Here is a 20,257-nt window from a genome sequence, read left to right on the forward strand (position 1 = left end):
CGTCCCACTATGTGAGGACACCGTATCGGCGGCTCGGCCGCGCTGCCGATATCATGGAAAGAATGGAACATGAAACGACGCGCGTGCCGATGCGCGATCTGCTCAAGGCAGGCATCGCCGATCTCGACAAGGCACAGGATCTGTTCGCCCAGCTGGCCGAATACGGGGTCGAAGGCTACTATCGCCACGAACTGCTCAGCACGTTGGCCCGGGCCTGCGCTCCGGACACCGCCCTGCGTCATGTGACCGAACTGGCCAGGCAGTCCCATGAGGAGGGACGGAGTCTCGAATCGCTGTTCGTCGGCATGGACGGCTTCTCCCGCCTGATCTGCGTGCTCGGCGCATCCGACGAAATGGGTCGTCTGATGCTCAGCCGTCCGGAGCTGATCCGTGCGGTGACCGGCGAGGGATACGAAACCCATCTGTGGAACGGCCGCCAGCGCCGGGCGGCCATGCTCGAGCGGATCGGCGCCGATCCGCAGTCCACGGCCCCGGTCAGTTCCCTGCCGATCGCCGAATCGGCCACCCAGCTGCGTCGTTGCTACCGCGAGCAGCTGGCCGCAATCATGGCCCAGGACGTCACCAGCGACGATCCGCTGACCGTGCAGCCGACGATCAGCCGCAGTCTTTCCGATCTCGCCGACGCCGCGCTCGAAGGGGCATTGGCCATCGCCCGCCATGAGGTGCCCGACAGCGAACGATGCCGGTTCGCGATCATCGGCATGGGCAAGCTCGGCGCACGCGAACTCAACTACGTCTCCGACGTCGACCTGATCTACGTCGTGGAGCCTGCCGACGAGGGCCTCGGTCACGAGCAGCTCGTCCGTATCGGCACCAAGCTCGGCGTCACCCTGCAGCGCGTCTGCCAGTCGGTCATCATGGGCGTCTCCGAACCGATGCTGTGGCAGATCGACGGGGGACTGCGGCCCGAAGGCAAGGACGGCCCGCTGGTGCGCACGCTCGACTCCCACCTGACCTACTACGGCAAGTGGGCGGAAAGCTGGGAATTCCAGGCGCTGCTCAAGGCCCGGCCCGTCGCCGGCGACCCCGAACTGGGGAAGGAGTACTACGAGAGGACCCGTCCGCTGGTATGGACCGCATCCCAGCGCAAGAACTTCGTCTACGACTGCCAGCAGATGCGCAAGCGCGTCGAGGACCTGATCCCGCTCAAGGAGAAGGACCGTGAGATCAAGCTCGGCCGCGGAGGCCTGCGCGACGTAGAGTTCACCGTGCAGATGCTGCAGCTGGTGCACGGCCGTGCCGATGAGGCGCTGCGCACCGCGTCCACGCTGGATTCGCTGCAGGCGCTGTCCGCCGGCGGCTATGTGTCACGCAAGCAGGCCGCGAAGCTGTCCGCCGACTACGGGTTCGAACGCGTGCTGGAGCACCGCCAGCAGATGTGGTCGCTCAAGCGCACCCACCTGTTCCCCGATCTGGGCAAGGGCAGCGAGGGCGGCATCGAGGCACCGAGGCAGGTGAGCAAGGCGCAGATCGCCGACAACCGCGAGCTGCGCCGGCTCTCCCGCGCGCTCGGCATGCACCCGGAGGAACTGGTCGAACGGTTCGACGCCACCCGACGCGAGGTGCGTCAGCTGCATCTCGACATCTACTTCCGCCCGATGCTGCCGAACATCGCCACGCTCGGCGAGGACGAGATCAGGCTCAGCCCCGAGGCCATGCAGGAACGGTTCTCCTCCATCGGCTTCGGCGACCCGCAGTCCGCCATGCGTCACGTCGAGGCGCTGACCGTCGGCATCAGCCGCTCCGCCAAGATCAACCGCATCATCCTGCCGGCCGTGCTGCAGTGGCTGGGCGAGGGCCAGAACCCGGACATGGGTCTGCTCACCTGGCGCAAGCTGGAGGAGAACTTCGGGCAGGGCAGCGACTATCTGGGCTTCCTGCGCGACTCGGCCTCGGCGGGTCAGCGACTGTGCCATATCCTGTCCAACTCCCGGTATCTCGGCGAGGCCATGAACAAGTCGATGGAATCGGTCACCTGGCTCGGCCACGACGAGGAGATGCGCCCGCGCAGCCGGCAGAGCCTGCGCATCCAGTGCCATGCCGCGAAGTCGCGCTACCCGGACCGTCTCAACGATTTCGCCACGTCGGTGCGCGCGATGCGCCGCCATGAGATCGAACGCATCGGTCTGGGCTGGATGAGCGGGGTGATCGCCGACGGCGAATGCCTCGACGCCATGACCGAAGTGTATGACGCGGTGATCGATTCGGCGCTCGAATGGGCGGTCGAGCATCAGTGCGCGCAGCGGGGGCTGTCCGAACCTTCGGCCGTGCTCGCGATCATCGGCATGGGACGCTACGGCGGCCGCGAGGTGAACTTCAGTTCCGACGCCGACGTGATCATCATCTACCGGCAGCATGGGGGAGCGGACGACCGGACCGCCAACGCCTTCGCCAAGGCCGTGGTCGACGATCTTCGTCAGATCCTCATGGGGCCGGTCTCCATGGAGAACAAGATCGAACTGGATCTGGATCTGAGGCCGGAAGGCAAGAACGGACCCCTGATCCGATCCTACGGTTCGTGCCGGGAATACTATGCCTCGTGGGCGAGCACCTGGGAGCATCAGGCGTTGCTGCGCGCCCGGTATGCGGCCGGCGACGAGAATCTGGCCCGCGACTTCCTCGTCAACATCGCCGATCCGCTGCGCTACCCGTTCGCCCCGCTGACCGAAACGCAGATCAAGGACATCCGGCGGCTCAAGGCCCGTGTGGAGGCCGAGCGCCTGCCGCGCGGCGTACGGCGCGAACGTCATCTGAAGCTCGGCAAGGGCGGCCTGTCCGACGTGGAGTGGACGGTGCAGCTCCTGCAGTTGCAGAAGGCGCACGAGCATCCCGAACTGCAGTGCGTGTCCACGCTGCCGGCACTAGACGAACTGGAGAAGCTGGGACAGATCGACCATGACGATGCGGCGATCCTTCGTCAGGCATGGCTGATGGCCACCAACGCCCGTAACGCGAACTACCTGTGGTCCGGGCGCGCCAACCGCGCCGACGTGCTGCCCGACGACATGTATTCGCTCGGTGGCATCGCCGCCGTGCTCAAGGAGCCGGCGCACCGCGGTCAGGCGTTCGAAAACGAGCTGCTCGGCATCATGCGCAAGTGCCGGCTCGTCACCGATCGTCTGTTCTACGGCAAGGACGACGAGTCCTGATCGCCGGGGCTGGTCGGTTGGGCCGCGAATCGTCGGGGCCGGATCGTCGGGACCAATCCGGTTCGACCGCGGACCACATCCCGATATCGGGCCGGACTACAATGCGCGAATAGGGGATTGCCAATAGGGCTCAGCCCCCGCAATGGGGGCGCCCCCGGAAAGGTCAGTGACATGAGTGGTTTCTTCTCCAGCAGCAGGCGTCGGTATCCGAATCGGTATCAGGGTTCCCGGCATTATCGTCGCAAGGGGCTGTTCGGCATGTTCGGCAGCGTGTCGAGTTCGGACCGCGGGTACGTGACCTACCCGCAGCAGGGGTATCCGACGCAGCAGTATCCGCATCAGACCTACCCGCAGCAGACGCATACGGTGGGCGGCGCCCAGCTTACCTGCGCCAAGTGCGGTTCGCATGTGCCGAACGGGTCCAAGTTCTGCCTGTCGTGCGGTAATCCGATGGGCGCGCAGTCGGTGTTCTGTCCGAACTGCGGCCGGCCCGCCGATCCCGCGGCCCGGTTCTGCATGGAGTGTGGGGCGCCGATCCAGCGTTGATCGGCGGACGGTTCGGCGTCGGTGACCGTATCGGCGGATACGTCGTGTCCTCCCGTCTCGGTTCCGGCCGATACGGGGTGTGCTTTCTCGCCGAGGATCCGTCCGGCCGTCAGGTGGTACTCAAACGGTTCCGCCGTCGGATGCTTAAGAGGAACGCCGGCCGCAATCATTACGAGGCGGTGATCCTCTCCGGACTGTCGCATCCGGCCGTCCCGCAGCTGCTCGGCGTGGTCAACGATCGCACCGGATACTGGTTCGTGCTGGAACTGCAGCCGGGCCGGTCCCTCAAAAGCTGGCTGTTCGATCGGCATCGGGAGTTCACCCGACGTGAGATCGTCGGCATCGGCGTCCGGCTGTTCGACGTCGTGACGTATCTGCACGGTCGGAACGTGGTCCACGGCGATATCAGCATCGCGAACGTGCTGTATGACGACGGCATGGTCTCCCTGATCGACTTCGGTCTGGCCCGGTATATCGGTAGCCGGGTCGGGGAGGTGCCTGCCGACGAGATCGGCCTCGACCACGCCCGACTGGCCGATGTGCTGCTGTATCTCATGTATTCCTGTGCGGGACTGAGCCGCGGGAACCGTCGTGCGGCATGGTACGACGATCTGTGGCTGACCGCCTCCCAACGCGATTGCGTGAAACGGCTGATGGGGTTCGGCACGCCGTATGCCGACACCGCATCCGCCGCCGAGGATTTCCGCCGGGCCTTCGCCGACTGGCTGCGGTAGGCGGCCACGCTTCACCGGTGGTCGGGCGTCACGGGGTTGACCAGTGGTCGGGCGTCACGGGGTTGACCAGATGTCACGGGGCTGACCGGATGTCACAGTTGGTCAACCGTCACGGGGCTCACAGGGCGAAGGCGAGCTCCTCGCGAAGCGCCCGACGGTTCGGGTACTGCTCGACGATCCGCCGGGCGAGCTCGCGCATCTCCTCGTCGCCGAACAATTCCTCGTACCGGCGAAGCTGCTTGGCGATCTGACGGTACGTCGTCCGGCTGGTGGTCATGCCCCGCCGTCCCGTACCGGGCGAGATCGACTTCGCGTCAAGCGCTCCGGCCGGCAGGGCGTTGCGGATCGCCTGACGGGCGTCCTCCGGATGGTTGATCGCCATGGTCTTCAGTAGGGGCATCGATGGGTAATCGATGGTCACGCAGTAGGTGAGTGCGGCGTCGGACAGCCGCTCGTCGACGATGAGCCGCTCATAGGCCGGATTGCGCCAGCTGCTGCTTCGCCGGCCGTTGGCTTCGTACAGCGGCATGTCGGATTGCGTTCTGATGCGTTCCGTGATGTTACGGGAGCATTCGCGCGCCAGCTCGGCGGCCATGTCATGCCATTGTTCGCCACTGGCGCCGTTCGCCTGTATCAGGTATCGCAGACGCGCGACGTATACGGCATCCGATCTGGTGGTGCAGTTGACGATGAGGAACCGGTAGACGTCGGCGAGACGATCGACGTCGTCCATGCCCTCCGCACAGCATTCGAGCACGGTGTGCCATCCATGCGGCAGCAGGTCCTCCAGCAGACCGTTGTGGATGATCTCGCGGTCGGCGTCCAGCTTGTCCGCACGACGGTCGAGATGATCCTTGACCAGACGATGGGCCTCGGCGAACCGACGGTCCTTCATCAGCGTGGCCGCGTGCATGAGCAGCAGGGGAGCGGCATCGGGATTGGCGTCCCACAGTTCCCGGCAGCCTTGTTCGTCGTCAGCCATACGCCTGAGATCATAGGCGACCATCAGCACGTAGCGGTACAGATCGTGACGGGGCATCAGCAGGACCTCATGCTCGAGCTCATGGTCATGGGCGGGTCCGAACCGTTCGAGGGCCGTGTCGATGACGTCGTACGCCCACATGATCTTGTCGCCGTGATGGGCGAAGGCGAGCGCGGAGGCCAGCAGCATGGCGGCGTTCGAAGGCTGCTGGAACTGGATGTGGGGCGTGTAGGCGGCATTGGCGATCTCGCCCAGGGCCTTGCCGGCCGTGGCGGAATCCGCGTACTGTGCCACGTTCTCCATGTAGCAGCGGATCTGGTTGACCAGCTGCGCGCTCTCCTCCAGCAACGTGTGGTCGTCGCTGGGGTACGTGCCTTCGATCGCGGTCAGCGCCTGGATGCAGGTCGACAGGTTCACGCAGGCGTTCGCGTAATCCGTCGAATGCAGGGCGTTGTAGGCGACGACGCGCAGCCCCTCGAGCGCATGGTCGAGTTCCGGGTCCTTTGCCCTCTCGCCGTATGGATCGTATGGATCGCCGTATGAGCTGTATGGGTCGTATGGGTCGTTGTCCGCGAGATGTTCGGGAACGGGAGGATCATCGGATTCGCCGAAATCATCATGACCGTCGTGGTCATCGCCGTCGTGGTGGTGGCCGTGGCGTTCGTGGTATCTGGCCAGCGGTTCGAGGACCAGATGTTCGGCCAGTTCCGGATCAATGAGCTGCAGCTCCTTTTCCGACCGGAGATGCTCCGCGTACTGCAGGCAGAGCGGCGACCAGAAGAACAGCGGGTTCCCGCCGCCCGACTCGGCTACCTGCTGGTCGATGCGGGCGAGGATGTCATACAGCACGTAATGCGGCATGGTGGCGCGAGGCTTGGCGGGGCGCGGTGAGACGTGATGGTTGTTCGGGGATGACGTACGTTCGGGCAAAGCCTCCTCGAACCGCTCCCGAAGCGCATACAGTACGGCTCCCACATGCTTGCAGTACGGAGTGCGCAGATACGGGCAGGTGCACGCGGTGGACATCACATGCCGGCCACGAGGGTTGCTCCGGTCATGCCGGCCGGGAGACTGTGCGGACCCATCGGCGTTGGTTTCGGTGCCGGCGGGGTTGTCTGCAGCCTCGTTTGCGGAGGCGGTTTCGGCTCCCGCGTCGAGGCGGATGTCCACGTCATAGCCGGAGCCTTCGCTGCCGAGGACCCGCGCATGGAACAACGATGGCGCGATCTCCTCGAGGTCGCTCACGCGGCCGTCCCGCCAGTAGTCGAGGGCACGACCGAGGATCTGCGGGGCGTCGTTGAACATGCGTTCGAATTCGGTCAGCGAAGGTTTCGGCGGCAGGGTCATGGCAGGTCAGTCCTCCTCGTGCCAGTGGGGGTTCTGTCCGAAGGTGTAGCCTTCGGGGTTGTCCATGGCGGCGATGTCGCGCATGTCCTGCTCATCGAGCTCGAAGCCGGTGAGGTCGAGGTTGGCGCGCTGGCGTTCGCGGTTCATCGACTTCGGGATCGCCACGTCGCCCAGCTGCAGGTGCCAGCGCAGGATCACGGCGACGGGGGAGACGCCGTGCTTTTCGGCGATGCGCACGATATCCCGGTCGCGGATCATCTGGTTGGCGCGGCCGAGCGGGCTCCATGCCTCGGTGATGATGCCATGCGCATCATCGTAGGCGCGCTGCTCGCGCTGCTGGAAGAACGGGCTGAGCTCCACCTGGTTGACGGCCGGGGTGACACCGGTGGCGCGGGTGATCAGGTCGATGTGGCCGGGCAGGAAGTTGCTCACGCCGATGTGCTTGACGATGCCCTGTTGCTGCGCGTCCACGAGCGCCTGCCATGCCTCCACGAACTGGCCCTGCGAAGGGTTAGGCCAGTGGATGAGGTACAGGTCAATGTAGTCGAGTCCCATGCGGGCCACGGATTCCTCGATGGTGGCGCGGGCCTCGTCGTACTGGTGGTGGCGGCCGGGCAGCTTCGAGGTGACGATGATCTGCTCGCGCGGCACCTCGGATTCGCGGATCGCCTTGCCGACCACGCCCTCGTTCTCGTAGTTGAATGCGGAATCGATGAGACGGTAGCCGACTTCGAGGGCCGACTTGATGGCGTCGATGCCGGCGAACCCGTTCACCCGGTAGGTGCCGAATCCGATGGCCGGCAACTCCAGCCCATCGTGGGCTTTGCGGATGGGGATCGCGGGCGGTTCGAGCAATGACATGACAGACTCCTTCATCAGATGTAGGTACTGGGTACTACGTCCCACTCTACTCGGTGGTGATTCGTCGAGTTTGTGGCCGGGAACCCGGTCGATGGGCTTAGAATCCGGTTTTTGGCAAATCCAAGCTTTTAGAGCCCATATTCGGCCTCTTTAAGCTTGGATTTGCCAAGAAATGAGATTGCCGCACGGTTGGATGAGGTCAGTTGATCGGATTTCCTGTGGGTAGCAGTTCCGCGATGTCCTCATCTCCTCGATCGAGTAGCTTTTCGATGATTTCGCCGGAGGATGCGTGGCCAGTCAATCCGATCGACCGGGCGATGGTCTCAAACGCGAGTTGTGGGGAATCGGCATCACCGCCATCCCCGCCACACAGGACCAACGCATCATGCATGGCGGCACTGTTCAGATCGGCCATCGGAACGATATCGAAGGTACCGTCATCCCCGAACCTGAGAAACACCTGCTGTCCCACAGCCAGACCTCGCCGATCGAAAAACCGCTTGACAGTTCCGAGACCGGGACTGATGCCCGTCCAGTACACCCGCTGCACGCCCAGCGGCGAGTGAAGCTCCCGCTCATCACGGAACTCGAGACCAAGAATGTTGGCCACCGACATCGGCAGCACGCTGCCGCTGCCACGTTCATGTTCATGGGTCAGTGTGGTACGTAACAGCCACGCATCGGAATGCCGGAACAGCCTTGCCGACGCGTATGGATCGTTGTCCGCCTTCATCCGGCCGGGATCCGCCATGGTCACCACTCCTCGAACCGTACGGAAGGGAAGCGTTCCGGCATAGGAAACGATGCTTCGTTCCGAAGCGCCGGACCTTCCCGCGATTTCACGGATCAGCCGATTCAGCTCGACGGATCCGCCATTACGGTCGAGGCTCCGCTGGATCTCGCCGCGGATGTTCGAATATTCGGGCATCCCCCAATCGACAAGACCGTACTTGTCTTTGCTGACACGGTTGACTCGATCATCCCTCGCCAGAGCATTGCGAAGCGAGGTCACGCTACGACGCTTCGGATCCATGTTGATGATCTCATCCAAAGTCAGTGGACGATCCTTGACGAACAGCGATGCGACAGCGAAGTCTTCAAGAGAACGGCAGGACACGAATGCGAAGTCGTCCATGACGATCATTCCGCAGTACTTCAGCCACGCCTGAAGGTTGCGGGCGCTGTCGTCGATCTGATCGGAATTTGCGTGGGAGGCATTTCCGCCGATGCGAACCACCCCGAACTCGTTCGCGTCGGCGGACAGAACCTCGTTGACGCAACGCTTCGCCTCATCCAGTGAGGGTGTGGCCATCCATCCGTCGGCGATCTCGAAGGATGGTTCCGTTCCCAAGGCCTGCAGTAGCCGCCATATCGGTACGTTTAGCAAGGGCAGGGTTCTGACGAGCACCGGCATGTTCTCAAAGGCTTTCGACCGAGGAAGGATCTCTCCCTCATGGCGGAATAGATGACGCAGCTGTGAAGGAAGATCGGACTGTTCGATGACATTGATCATCCGAGCCTTAAGATCCCTCTCGATCTGCCTGACCCGTTCGCGGGTGATGCCATGGCGCGCTCCGACGTCGTTCAGGGTCTCCGGATCATCGGCCAGCAGCCGTGCGGACAGAATGTCGAGATCCCGATAGTCGAAGGACTCCAACAGCGTGATCAGCGGGCGTAATTCCCCGGGAACGGTTTCCTCTCTTGCCATGTCTGCCGCCAAGGCCGCATCGGCATGGTCTTCCGAATACCCGGCCGAATGCTCCGAAATATCCGGATCGCCTATCTGGTCAAGATCCTCTCTGGTGAAGAACAGCGAATAATCGTTTGGAGAGGCAATGGATTCGACGTCGGCATGGTCTATGCGATCAATGGCATCCAGCACATCCTTTGGCGCATTGTCACGGATTTCATCGTTGATTCGAATCAGGGTATGTCCGGACAGACCGTTGTCCGCGGCCCATTGCGCGACGGAGACAATATCGGCGTACAATCCCTTGGCCCCGGTGATTGCCATGCGATCATCGTCCACGAAAAGCCCCCTTTGCCTATGACATTGCCATGAATCGATATCGATTCATTCAGGTATTCCCATGATAATGACGTTCGGAATGTTCGGCTGTTCGCGGTCTGGCCAACCTGTTCACTAGGAGACCGCGACCGAACCTTACTTGGCCGATCCGATTGCCAAGAGCCCGTATTCGGGCTCCAGATGAATGGTTTCGCCAAGAAGGGGATACGTGAACGGGTCGGCCAGTGATTGGCGAACGGATCGGCCAAGGAACGGCCTACCATGCGTGATTACCCCCACTCTGACTTCCCCGTGAGAGGAAGACGACCGACGGCACCGGTCGGATGAGGTGAACGAGAAACCCTGATCCGGCTATACACTGATGGAATACGATGACGACGAACACGATGATGACGCCAACGAGGGAGTATGGTCATGGATAACGCGATTCAGCTGGTCCGTGCGGCCGATCCCCGTCTGGTGTCCGCCGCGGAGGTCGATGAGAACTTCCATGGAGAGATTCCCGATGGCGTCCGGTTCGTCTGCCCGTACTGCAATCGCCCGGTGGTGGCCGCGGCCATGGGCTCGCGCGGTCCGTATCGCCGACGATACGCCAAATCCCCGCATTTCAAGCATCGCAAGAACGACGAATGGGCGCAGCAATGCCAGCTGTATCAGAGCGGCACGGGCGCGGGGTTCTACAATTCGATCGTGCCGTCGCTGCTGATGTTCCTACGCAGAGTCAGGGGTCATGGCCGCGCCGATGCCTTCCGGGTCGAATTCAGTCTGCGTCGCAGGCGACTGTCCTTTCTGCGGCGCGCGCTGTCGGACTCGGACGTCATCACCGTGGACGGCGAACGGCATTCGCTGCGGTATCTGACGGAACGACGTGGCCGGACCATCACGCTTCGACGGCCGCTCGGCGATGTGGAGTCACGCATCACGATTCCGGATCGCTGGAGGAAGTATGTGGGTGCGCCCGAGGACAGCAGGGGAGTACTGATGTTTTCGGATGCCTTCGGCGGCAACGGCGGACGGTACCTGCACAAGGGCGCGGCGGTGCACACCGGCATCGACTACTATGTGGTGACCGACCCGCGACGCGGCCGGGAGCTGGAGTCGCTGTTCGACGTGACGAAGCCGGTCGGACGACTGATCGACGAGGACGGAACGGCCGTGTACCGGGTGAGGGTGTCGCCGACGTCCCGACGACACAATCGCGTCGACGACTGGCTGGGAACATATGGGTATTGCCTATCGGATGTCGATCGCTCCGCTCAGCTGGTGTGGCCGCCGAGTCTGAGAGCGTTCGGCATCGATGAGCCGCTGTTCCGCAGGTCCATGCCGATCTACCAGTTCCCGTATCGGATACCGGCGGATCGGCAGGCCGACCGTGTGGATCGCCGATCGTTTGATCTGCATGATTCGCGCGGCCTCGGGTTCGTCGGATTCGGACGGGAACTGAACCCCACGTATGAGCAAGAGTCATCATGCCTGTTCTTCAAACCGAATCGGCACATGCCGTGGGGAGCCGTGATGCTGGGACGGACGATCCCGGATGACCTGCATCCCGCCGAGGTCGATTCGACGGACGCACCGGATGCTCTTGACGATCCGTCGGAAGCAACGGCATCGGAGACGACGGCAGCGAAGGCACAGTCGAGTTTCGCGGACGATATCCCGCGATTGCCGCTCGGCCATGGCGCCGATGTGGCACGACTGCGCATGGGGGAGATCCCCGAACACACCCCCGAACACAATGATTCACGCGGCGAGCGCATCGCCATCATACGAGAAGGAGCATGATCATGGTCTGGCTGAACGATTCCGAATATCCTCGTGCATCCGTGTGCTTCGTGAGATGGCAGACGAATGGAAATTGCGAATTCGTCAGAATCATGGATTATCGGCGGGAATTCAACGGAACCGGAAAATATCGTCAAGTCCTTCCTGAAACTAACAAGCCGAAGGACCCTACGAAGGGATCGTATTCCGACCCCAATAATCCCCGCACAATGTATCATCCGAATATTGATTCATTCATAAGGGATAATCCAGAGGATTATATCTTTCTGAAATGGGCCCCCAACCATAACGATCCCGGCAAACCATGGGTCCAAGGAAAGATTAATCAGACTGAGACCCCGCCTTTCTATGAAGTCATTGATTGTCCCGAGGTGAGTAATTTATATGGATTGAGGGAGCGTCTGATCAAAGGATGGTCGTATCGAGGCATCCCGGCACCCTTGGTGTTGATCGCTTACGCTCAAAACAATAACCGCATTAAGGTGGTGGCTTTCGATAGAACTTGTTTGGAATATGGGCATGGAAAAATTCGTCTGAAGTCGGATGGACCGTTAACTGCGCAACAGTACACCTTGAATTTTGAGATGTTAGTGCGACTGCCCAGACACCTTACCCTACAGTCGGAAGATCGGTGGCTCTATGGAAGTCCATCGTTGCCAACGTCCGATGGGACCGTGGTCGTTCAACCAGTGTCGGAATACGTCATTCGATATTTGCGTTGGTTCAACAAGACGACGGATCTTACCTTCGGCAGCGATGATGGACAGCGTATCGCTGAGATGATCCGCGCTGCCTTCGAAGCCCCGGAGCGGTTGGAGGATTTTTCCGATGGATCGATTTCTTCCTCGGAGATCCAGCAGATTCGTAAAGCCATTATGCGACTGCAGCATCCGAATGACGAAATGATGAACAGTCTGATCCGAGAAATGTTGATGCATGATCAGAAATTCGTCCAACGGTGTCGTGCTGAAGCCTTTCGTGATCTTGAACCTGAGATTTCCAGCAAGAGACAGGAAATGCATCAGCTCGAGGAGGCGGCGCAGCAGCAGGCTTCGGCGAACGCCGCGCTGGCTGCTCAGGAGAAGCAGCTGAGGCAGCAGATCGAAGAGGCGCGACAGCGGATCGAAACCGAGCAGGCGAACCTGCATGACGTCGAGCAGGAGAAGGAACGGGTGCTTGCGCGTCTTGATGAGGACGCCGCATTGCGACTCGGACTACGGGCCACTGTGCGATTCACGGAGCGATTCACTGCCGGGCAATCGTCCGGGTCCGCTGCCGAGAACGTTTTGAATCCTGTCCGCTACCCGGAATTAGGTACGCCGTCCGCGGGCGACAGTATCGCCGATGCGTTGAAGCACAATCTGAGGCAGTTCGGCATTGTTCCCGTGCGGCAATCCGCCGACATGAACATGCTGGTCGATGGCATTCGGTCCACGTTGTCGGCGACCCATTTGCTGGCCGTGGACTCCATGTTCGCCGCGCCGCTGGCCAACACACTGTCATACGCCGTACGGAGCGTTCCGGCCTCGCATGTCAGCGTGCCGACGGATTGGAACGATTCCTCGGCGTTGGACGATCTGCTGAACGATGATCGTCAGCGGGTGCTGGTGTTGGACAATCTGTTCGACACCGTCAACGAAAGCGTGCTGTTCGAACTATCCCGTGCGCAGTCGGAGACGATCGTCATCCTGCCGGTGGGCGCATACGGCAATCTGCGGCTGGTGGCCAGGGAGATCTGGAATCGGATCTTCTACGTGCCGACCGAGCGGTATGCGGTGCTGTCTCAGTCGGCGCCGACGCCTGCGTTCGCACATCATTCGGAATCGAATCCGAGTGTGGAGGATCGGGAAATTCTTGCCAAGACCAAATCCCTTGGACCGAAGATCGGCAATGGACTGCCGACGACGTCGATGATATTGCCCGTCACCATAGGCATGGCGGGAGAAGCGATGGGGATCACAGGAACCGGCCAATGGATAGCGCCGCATCTCACACTGCAGCTGTCGCTCCATCAGGGACCGGAACAGGCTCAGTCATTCGCCAATGGCTGCACGGACGCCTACTCCTGCAACACCCTGCTGACTCGTGTCTGGAAGCGCAATGGTCGGTAGGGTACTGGACGACATCGCCGAGGATCTCGGGCTCGTTCGTGTCCAGAAGGAATCGAACGCGGCGTTCGCGTCGCGGGCGGCATACTCCGCATTGCGGTTTTGGATGCAGGCGTTCTGTCTGGATGACGGATACGGCGGCGTCTACGGCATCGACGGGAAAACCGTGGAGCGTAAGTCGGCGGCATGGTTGGAGACTTTGGCGAGATCGTATCCGGACATCCGCCGATGGTTCGGCGGCGATGATCGAGCCGGTATAAAGCGCATACTGTCGCTGATGGTCTCCTCACGGAATCTGATCGTCACGGATGAGGGACTGTATCGCTGTGTCACCGCCCATACTGAGTGGATCTCCGATGATTGCGCGGTGCTGTCCGGGCTGGCGGATCCGACGGATCCGACGAAACCGATGCGAGCCAACGAGATCGGCGTGGATCCGCTGCCGTTCTCCGGACTGACCTCGGCGGTCTCCCGTCAGGACCGGATTCGTCGTCAAGACCCGGTCCATGATCAGGGATCGTGGGGGGACGGATCGTGGAGTGACGGCGGCATCGGTAACGTCGTTGCCGGCAAGGGCACCCGCACGGCGAGAATCCAACCGCTGGACGAGCGGCATTGCCTGCTGACCCTCAACGCCGCCTTACCTTCGGATACGAAGGCCGCGCGACTGATCGGCATGGTGTCATGGCCGCAACGTTCGGCGACGGACGCGCTGCATCGCGTATTCCGTCGCGAATACACGGACGTCATCACGCACATCCTGAAACTCGAAGACGTGAGAGTGCGATGAGGTCAGTTGATCGGATTCCCTTTGAGCAGTAGCTCCGCGATATCCTCATCTCCTCGATCGCGTAGCTTTTCGATGATTTCGGTGGGGGATGCATTTCCGCCGATGCGAACCACCCCGAGCTCGTTCGCATCGGCGGACAGAACCTCGTTGACGAAAAGCTTCGATTAATCGATGGAGGGCGTGGCCATCCATCCGTCGGCGATCTCGAAGGACGGTTCCGTATCTCGAATTCGACATAGGTCGGGAATAGGTCGGAACGTCTCCGCCGTCTCCTCATGTTCGGTCCGTACCTGGCCAACCCGTTCACTAGGAGACCACGACCGAACCTTACTTGGCCGATCCGATTGCCAAGAGCCCGTATTCGGGCTCCAGATGATCGTTTTCGCCAAGTAAGGGGATACGTGAACGGGTCGGCCAGTGATTGGTGAACGGATCGGCCAAGGAACGGCCGATCATGCGGGATCCCCTCCACTCTGTCTTCCCCGTGAGAGGAAGACGGCCGACGGCACCGGTCGGATGAGGTGATCCGTGGCCCATAACGAATAATGCTGCCCAGCAAGTGAATGATGTTACCGGGTATGGGCATACCCGGTAACACACTCTTGAACCCCTTGCAATTTCAACGTTTTGAGACACCGGTTACCGGGTACGCCCATACCCTGTCGCACATTATCCGCACTGGCCGCCAAGAGGTTGGGTCCCGGCCCGTACACCCTCCACCCCAGCGATCCTCATCACACGCCCAAGACGGGTATGCTTGGAATCACTTGCGAAAGCGAGGTGAGCCTTTGAATGATATTGAAGTGACGCAACGTGTATACGTTCGTCACCCAGATATGTCCTACGAGTCCGTATGTACGGCATGGAGGAACGCCATAAGATTCAGTCCTCGTGAGGGCACAGATCCCTTACGGTATGTGGTCGTCGGCTATGACGAACACGGCCGGCTGCTTGAGATGGTCGGATATCTGAAGGAAGACGGCGATTGGCGAATTTTCCATGCGATGAAAGCACAGCCACCGATTTTGCGTGAAGTCGGTTTGTTATAAAGGAGTTTTCATGAGTGTCATTGCCAAAGGTGGACGGATTGTCACCGAAGATATGGAAGATCGCTGGGCTGACGAAATCGAACGCGGCGAACTGGGAGGCATTGCAGGTCCGGTGTTCCCTGGTCCTGTGTTTGATGTGGAGCCGGTCTCCCCGGTCAGTCGTACGGTTTCGTTGAGTCCTGATATGTCTGCCATGTTGGATACTTTAGCCAAGAAGCGCGGCGTGTCTGCTGACGCGATTATGCGTCATGCGTTGATCCGCGAATTCGCCGCAATGTAGATGTTCGATTCAGTGAGTCATTGACGTCTCTATGAGGTGGATAATCGCTGGATCACGGAATTCCAGAAACCGGTAGGTCAGGAGGATTGAGCATGGGCATCGATATGGGCACCTCGTACGACGAGGCGGTTGATCGGCACTCCGGAGGCTTCCTGTCGCTTGATCTGGGTGCGAGTGCCTATGGCGCCGCCATGGGGGAGCGGGATCCCGGGGCGCGCAACCAGCTCTTCCAGCGGGCGGCCCACTGGTATGAGCGCAGTGCCTCGTATGGCAACGCGCAGGCCGCCACGAATCTGGGGTATGTGTATCTGTATGGGCGTCTCGGCTCCGTGGACGACGATCAGGCGTTCGCATGGTTTTCGCGCGGAGCCGAGCTCGGCAACGAGGAAAGCTGCTACAAGCTCGGTGACCTGTACCGGTCGGGCCGGGGCTGCGAGCGGGATTACGACAAGGCGTTCCAGCTGTATCGGCAGGCGGAGCGGATCGCGAAGCTCACCTGCAAGGAGAACGTTCCCGAGGATCAGGCGGTCCTGGCCAGCATCGATCTTCGTCTGGCCGGCCAGTACGAGCACAGCCGCACCAACGGCGATCGGGACAAGGCCCACGAATACTACGCACGCGCCGTGCAACGGTTCCGCAGTGCCGTAGCCGCCGGACTGCACTGGTACGCCAAGACCCTGCGCGGCGCGGAGGAGGGATCCGAACGCACCGCGCCGATACCGTCCGATACCGAATTACGTTCGGATGCGGAGTTCGATACGTTCGGACGCACAACATCAGATGGTGACGAATGAGACGAATGATCGGAAAATGTCTGAGCGGAACGAGAGTGCGGCATGTTCGATGATGATGCCGACACCGGCAACACCGGCAACAATGGCAACGACACCACGCCCGGAGGAAGCCACGCCGCCGGCGAGTGCAGGAGGCTGCTAGCTGAGATCGATCGTCTTCGCGCCCGAATCACGGAAGGAATCGTCCGGATCGAGGAGATCGAAGGACAGGTCATTCCGCAGATCAGGGCGGATTTCTGGATGAAGATCGGCGTGTGGCGGGTTCGGCTCGCCAAGGCCGAGTTGGCCGCCAGGCGGGCCAAGCGCCGGTATGCGCTGGCGCAGGCCGCGGCGAATCGGGGGAGTGCCGTCGATGCCGATCAGATCGACAAGGCGCTGGACGAGGAGCTGGCCGTCTGGCGTGAACGGGTGCAGACGCAGTCCAGGCAACTCAATACGTGGCTGTCGTGGAGGAGCGCGACGACCCGGCTGGGCTCGTCCTCGGCGAAGGAGCTGAAACGACTGTTCCGAAAGCTGGCGCGGCGTTTTCACCCCGATCTGCATCCGGGTGACGCGCAGCGGGCGGAATACTATGCGATGGCGCAGCGTGCGTTGGCGTCGGGCGATCTCGACATGATGCGCGCACTGGACGTGGCCACCGCGGACATGACGGAGGACGTACAGCTCGACCGTCTCGGCGCCGACGAACTGCGGTTCGAGATCGACATGCTGCGGGATCGTCTGCACGCCGTGGAGCAGCGGCTGGATCGACTGACTTCCACGGAACCGTATACGCTGCGCGAGCGGCTTGCCGACGCCGAGTGGGTGAGCGGACAGGTGACCGTCATTCGCGATCGCATCGACGCCCATGAGGCCGTGCGGCGGCGATACGACGAACGTTATAAACGATTGGCTGGCGATATGGGAAACGCCATAGGGTCCCATAGGGCGTCATAGGAAGTCATAGGGAAAGGACTGAATCATGAGTGAGCCGACGATGCCGTTGGATTCTGGAGTATCCGATTCCGGGGGATTGATGCCGCTGCCCGGTAGCGGCGACGGAGACGGGGAACTGGCGCTGTTCGGCGGCCTTTCCGGAGACGTCGACATGCCCAAGCCGTATGCCAATGCGATCACGCTGATCGAGCGGACGTATCTGGTGGGCAGTCGCGGGTTCGGCGACAGCGGCGCGGACGAGACCATGCTGCACGGTCTGACGCAGGCGGCAAACACTGCCGGCGCAAACACCGACGATGAGTCCCCCGTTCGTCTGCGATTGGAGCGCGAGCCGCAGGACGCGCAGGACCGGTGGGCGGTGCGCGTCTACGTGGGCGGGACTCCGATCGGGTATCTGCGTGCGCATGAAAACGAGATCATCGCGCGGCTGATGGATGCCGGCAAGTACGTGTATGCGGAGTATCTGGAGACGGAGACGTTGGGCGAATACCATCGCCTATGGGTGAAGCTGGTGCTCGATGACTGACGACAGGACCGATTGGGATTCGGCTCCGTGGCCGCTGTGGCACGCCCACCCCGATATTCCTGTGTACGAGGAGCAGGGACAATTGTTCTTCCTGTATGACGATCCGATCGTTGGCCCGGTTCTGCCGGCGATGTTCCTCACGGTGCCCGTGGAGGACGAGAACGAGGACGGGACGATCGTCAGGGGCCGTGATCGTATCGATTGCTATCCGCATATCCGGCAGGTGACGCTCGACCTGTCGCTCGGCATCGGCCACGCCGATGAGACCGCGCTCGGCGTACCGTTCTATGACGCCGGGGTGGACGATTCCGACGTATGCGACAAGGCGGATATATCCGATCCGTATGGGGAGCGGGCGCTGCAGTATGGCGGCATGTATTACACGGAGGGTATGGGCCTCACCGCGATCGAGGATCGTGGGACGCGCATCGATTGCTTCCGCGCGGCGGAGGTGCTGTACCGTCATTCGGCGGGTCGCGGCAACCCGGTCGGCTGGCTGTGCCTAGGCTACGTGTACGCCTACGACCGGTGCGAGGGACGGTATTTCCGCTCGTATTACGACAATTTCGGCGCGGTGCCGCCGAAGCCCGACGTCGACGTGATGGCCCTGAACGCCTTCCGACATGCGGCCGAAGCCGATCTTGCGGAGGGTTGCTACAAGTATGGTGACATGCTTGACGAGGGCAGGGGCTGCGAGCCTGATTACGGCAAGGCGCTGGCAATGTTCCGCAGGGCGTTCGAACTGGGGCGGGATGATTCTCCACGTATCTGGGGTAGCGCCGCATTGCGGCTGGCCCGGGCGTACAACGATGCGAAGGGCTGCGCGCGCGACTGCCGTGAGGCTCTGCACTGGTATGAGCTGGCCCGCACCGGATTGGAACTGAAGGTGCGTGACGGCGGCGGATCGTACGACGCGAGACTGTGGGAGGCGGAGGCCGGCGTGATGGACATGCGTCAGGAGATCCGCCTCACCGGAGTGTGACACGTACCGAATCGTGAGGGGAGGTTCCCGCGTCGGATACGGGTGTCCGTCGCACCCATTGCGCGGGAGGCATTGTACAATGAACGTTATGACTGATCCGATTCCTACCGCCGGAGAGACCACGATCATTGGCATCCCGGCCATTCACATTCCGATTACCACCGCGGGGGACAGGCCCCTCACCCAACAGGATCTGGAGACCATCGCCCGTCTGAACGACAATTCGGCACTGCTGATCTCCACCCGAGGCGCCGTATCCGGTTCCCGCTATCTGCTTGATGAGGACGTCATCAACGTGGGGCGAGATCCGAAGGCGGACATCCTGCTCGACGATTCCACCGTGTCCCGCGCCCATGCGATCTTCCACCGCAACGGCACCCAGTTCACCGTGCAGGACGCCGGATCGCTCAACGGCACGTACGTGAACCGTCAGCGCGTCGACGAAGCGGTGCTGCACAACGGCGACGAGATCATGATCGGCAAGTTCCGTCTGGTGTTCTTCACGAAATCGGCGGTCGTTGCCCGCTGATCGTTCATCCGCGGTCTAGACTGGCATCAGGACATACCGATCACGAAGGGGTGTGCGATGATGGACGGTCAGGCTCCGCGGCTCACATTGCATGTGCCGCCGAAGGATCGTCATGATCCCGGTGCGGGCGTGGTCGTGCAGGGGAGTCTGTTCGACGCGTCGGGCCTGCGGCACGAAACGGAGACGAGGGGATACCGGGGCACCGTGGCCTCACGGGTCGCCGGTATCACCTATCGCCAACTCGACTACTGGGCTCGCAAGCAGATCGTCGAGCCTTCCATCAACCCCTCCCATGGCTCCGGCTCCCGCCGTCTGTATTCCTTCAAGGACGTGGTGATACTGGCGGTGTCGAAGCGATTGCTGGACGCCGGGGTGAATCTGCACAACGTCACCGTCGCGCTCGGCGTGCTGATGCGTCATACCGCCGGCGAACTCGAGGACATCACCATCATGTGCGACGGGGAGACCGTCTACGAATGCACGACCGACGAGGAGGTGATCGCGCTGGTGCGCGGCGGCCGTGCCGTGTTCGGCGTCTCCGTGGGTGCGTTGTGGCATCACGTCCGCAGCGCCCTGAGTCAGGAGGAATTCGTGGATCTGACCGCCCGCAACGTCGCGGGACGGGATCAGGATCATCAGAATCAGGGTTCGCAGAATCACGGCCAGCGGAATCAGCGGGACCGCGGCGACCGTCCGCTCGACGAGATCACCGCCCGACGGCGTCTTCTGCAGGCCGAACAGCGATCCCGCGAACAGCGCCGTGCCGTCCGCGGGATCTGATCATCGCAGGATTCGTAAATCAGTAAGTC

The 20,257-nt window shown here is 61.7% G+C and carries 16 protein-coding genes; 13 read left to right on the plus strand and 3 right to left on the minus strand.

From position 1 onward, the window contains the following. Positions 1-62: 62 nt before the first annotated feature. From CSQ87_RS08495 to CSQ87_RS08505, 3 genes are all read left to right on the plus strand, one after another. Positions 63-3,170 carry a bifunctional [glutamine synthetase] adenylyltransferase/[glutamine synthetase]-adenylyl-L-tyrosine phosphorylase gene (locus CSQ87_RS08495; RefSeq protein WP_243388895.1) on the plus strand — a complete coding sequence of 1,036 codons (3,108 nt, stop codon included), beginning with the start codon at positions 63-65 and terminating at the stop codon, positions 3,168-3,170. A gap of 171 nt (positions 3,171-3,341) precedes the next feature. Further along, a complete protein-coding gene (locus tag CSQ87_RS08500; RefSeq protein WP_100513449.1) occupies positions 3,342-3,716 on the plus strand; it encodes a zinc ribbon domain-containing protein in 375 nt (124 codons plus the stop codon). A gap of 44 nt (positions 3,717-3,760) precedes the next feature. Then, positions 3,761-4,450 (plus strand): protein kinase family protein, encoded by a 690-nt coding sequence (locus CSQ87_RS08505; RefSeq protein WP_165776807.1) that lies wholly within the window; start codon positions 3,761-3,763, stop codon positions 4,448-4,450. Between the two features lie 118 nt (positions 4,451-4,568). On the opposite strand, the gene CSQ87_RS08510 is transcribed toward CSQ87_RS08505, so the two are convergent. The 3 genes from CSQ87_RS08510 to CSQ87_RS08520 form a co-directional block, all read right to left on the minus strand. After that, entirely contained in the window at positions 4,569-6,779 is a 2,211-nt protein-coding gene (locus CSQ87_RS08510; protein ID WP_100513451.1) for an SWIM zinc finger family protein, read from the minus strand. A 6-nt stretch (positions 6,780-6,785) separates the two neighbouring features. Beyond that, positions 6,786-7,634, minus strand: coding sequence for an aldo/keto reductase (locus CSQ87_RS08515; protein ID WP_100513500.1), 849 nt, complete (start codon positions 7,632-7,634; stop codon positions 6,786-6,788). Positions 7,635-7,839: 205 nt separating this feature from the next. After that, positions 7,840-9,669 (minus strand): sigma factor-like helix-turn-helix DNA-binding protein, encoded by a 1,830-nt coding sequence (locus CSQ87_RS08520; protein ID WP_133122378.1) that lies wholly within the window; start codon positions 9,667-9,669, stop codon positions 7,840-7,842. A 414-nt stretch (positions 9,670-10,083) separates the two neighbouring features. Between CSQ87_RS08520 and CSQ87_RS08525 the strand changes: the two genes are divergently transcribed. From CSQ87_RS08525 to CSQ87_RS08570, 10 genes are all read left to right on the plus strand, one after another. Continuing rightward, a complete protein-coding gene (locus CSQ87_RS08525) occupies positions 10,084-11,454 on the plus strand; it encodes a hypothetical protein (RefSeq protein WP_133122379.1) in 1,371 nt (456 codons plus the stop codon). Between the two features lie 2 nt (positions 11,455-11,456). After that, a complete protein-coding gene (locus tag CSQ87_RS08530) occupies positions 11,457-13,565 on the plus strand; it encodes a hypothetical protein (protein ID WP_133122380.1) in 2,109 nt (702 codons plus the stop codon). Further along, the gene (locus CSQ87_RS08535) at positions 13,555-14,352 is read left to right on the plus strand and encodes a hypothetical protein (protein ID WP_100513455.1); all 798 of its coding nucleotides are present in this window, start codon (positions 13,555-13,557) and stop codon (positions 14,350-14,352) included. Before CSQ87_RS08530 ends, CSQ87_RS08535 begins: the two co-directional genes overlap by 11 nt. Positions 14,353-15,411: 1,059 nt before the next feature. Further along, positions 15,412-15,681 carry a ribbon-helix-helix domain-containing protein gene (locus CSQ87_RS08540; RefSeq protein WP_100513456.1) on the plus strand — a complete coding sequence of 90 codons (270 nt, stop codon included), beginning with the start codon at positions 15,412-15,414 and terminating at the stop codon, positions 15,679-15,681. A 92-nt stretch (positions 15,682-15,773) separates the two neighbouring features. Next, on the plus strand, positions 15,774-16,475 hold the full coding sequence (locus CSQ87_RS08545; protein WP_100513457.1) for a tetratricopeptide repeat protein: 702 nt from the start codon (positions 15,774-15,776) through the stop codon (positions 16,473-16,475). Positions 16,476-16,517: 42 nt separating this feature from the next. Continuing rightward, entirely contained in the window at positions 16,518-17,411 is an 894-nt protein-coding gene (locus CSQ87_RS08550; RefSeq protein ID WP_100513458.1) for a J domain-containing protein, read from the plus strand. A gap of 25 nt (positions 17,412-17,436) precedes the next feature. Beyond that, on the plus strand, positions 17,437-17,937 hold the full coding sequence (locus CSQ87_RS08555; RefSeq protein WP_100513459.1) for an HIRAN domain-containing protein: 501 nt from the start codon (positions 17,437-17,439) through the stop codon (positions 17,935-17,937). Beyond that, entirely contained in the window at positions 17,930-18,919 is a 990-nt protein-coding gene (locus CSQ87_RS11040; protein WP_207761129.1) for a tetratricopeptide repeat protein, read from the plus strand. Before CSQ87_RS08555 ends, CSQ87_RS11040 begins: the two co-directional genes overlap by 8 nt. A gap of 88 nt (positions 18,920-19,007) precedes the next feature. Next, a complete protein-coding gene (locus CSQ87_RS08565) occupies positions 19,008-19,448 on the plus strand; it encodes an FHA domain-containing protein (protein ID WP_100513460.1) in 441 nt (146 codons plus the stop codon). Between the two features lie 60 nt (positions 19,449-19,508). Beyond that, positions 19,509-20,228, plus strand: coding sequence for a MerR family transcriptional regulator (locus tag CSQ87_RS08570; protein ID WP_100513501.1), 720 nt, complete (start codon positions 19,509-19,511; stop codon positions 20,226-20,228). The last annotated feature ends 29 nt before the right edge of the window (positions 20,229-20,257 follow it).

Source organism: Bifidobacterium simiarum, from assembly GCF_002802905.1.
In the GTDB taxonomy this organism is placed as follows: domain Bacteria; phylum Actinomycetota; class Actinomycetes; order Actinomycetales; family Bifidobacteriaceae; genus Galliscardovia; species Galliscardovia simiarum.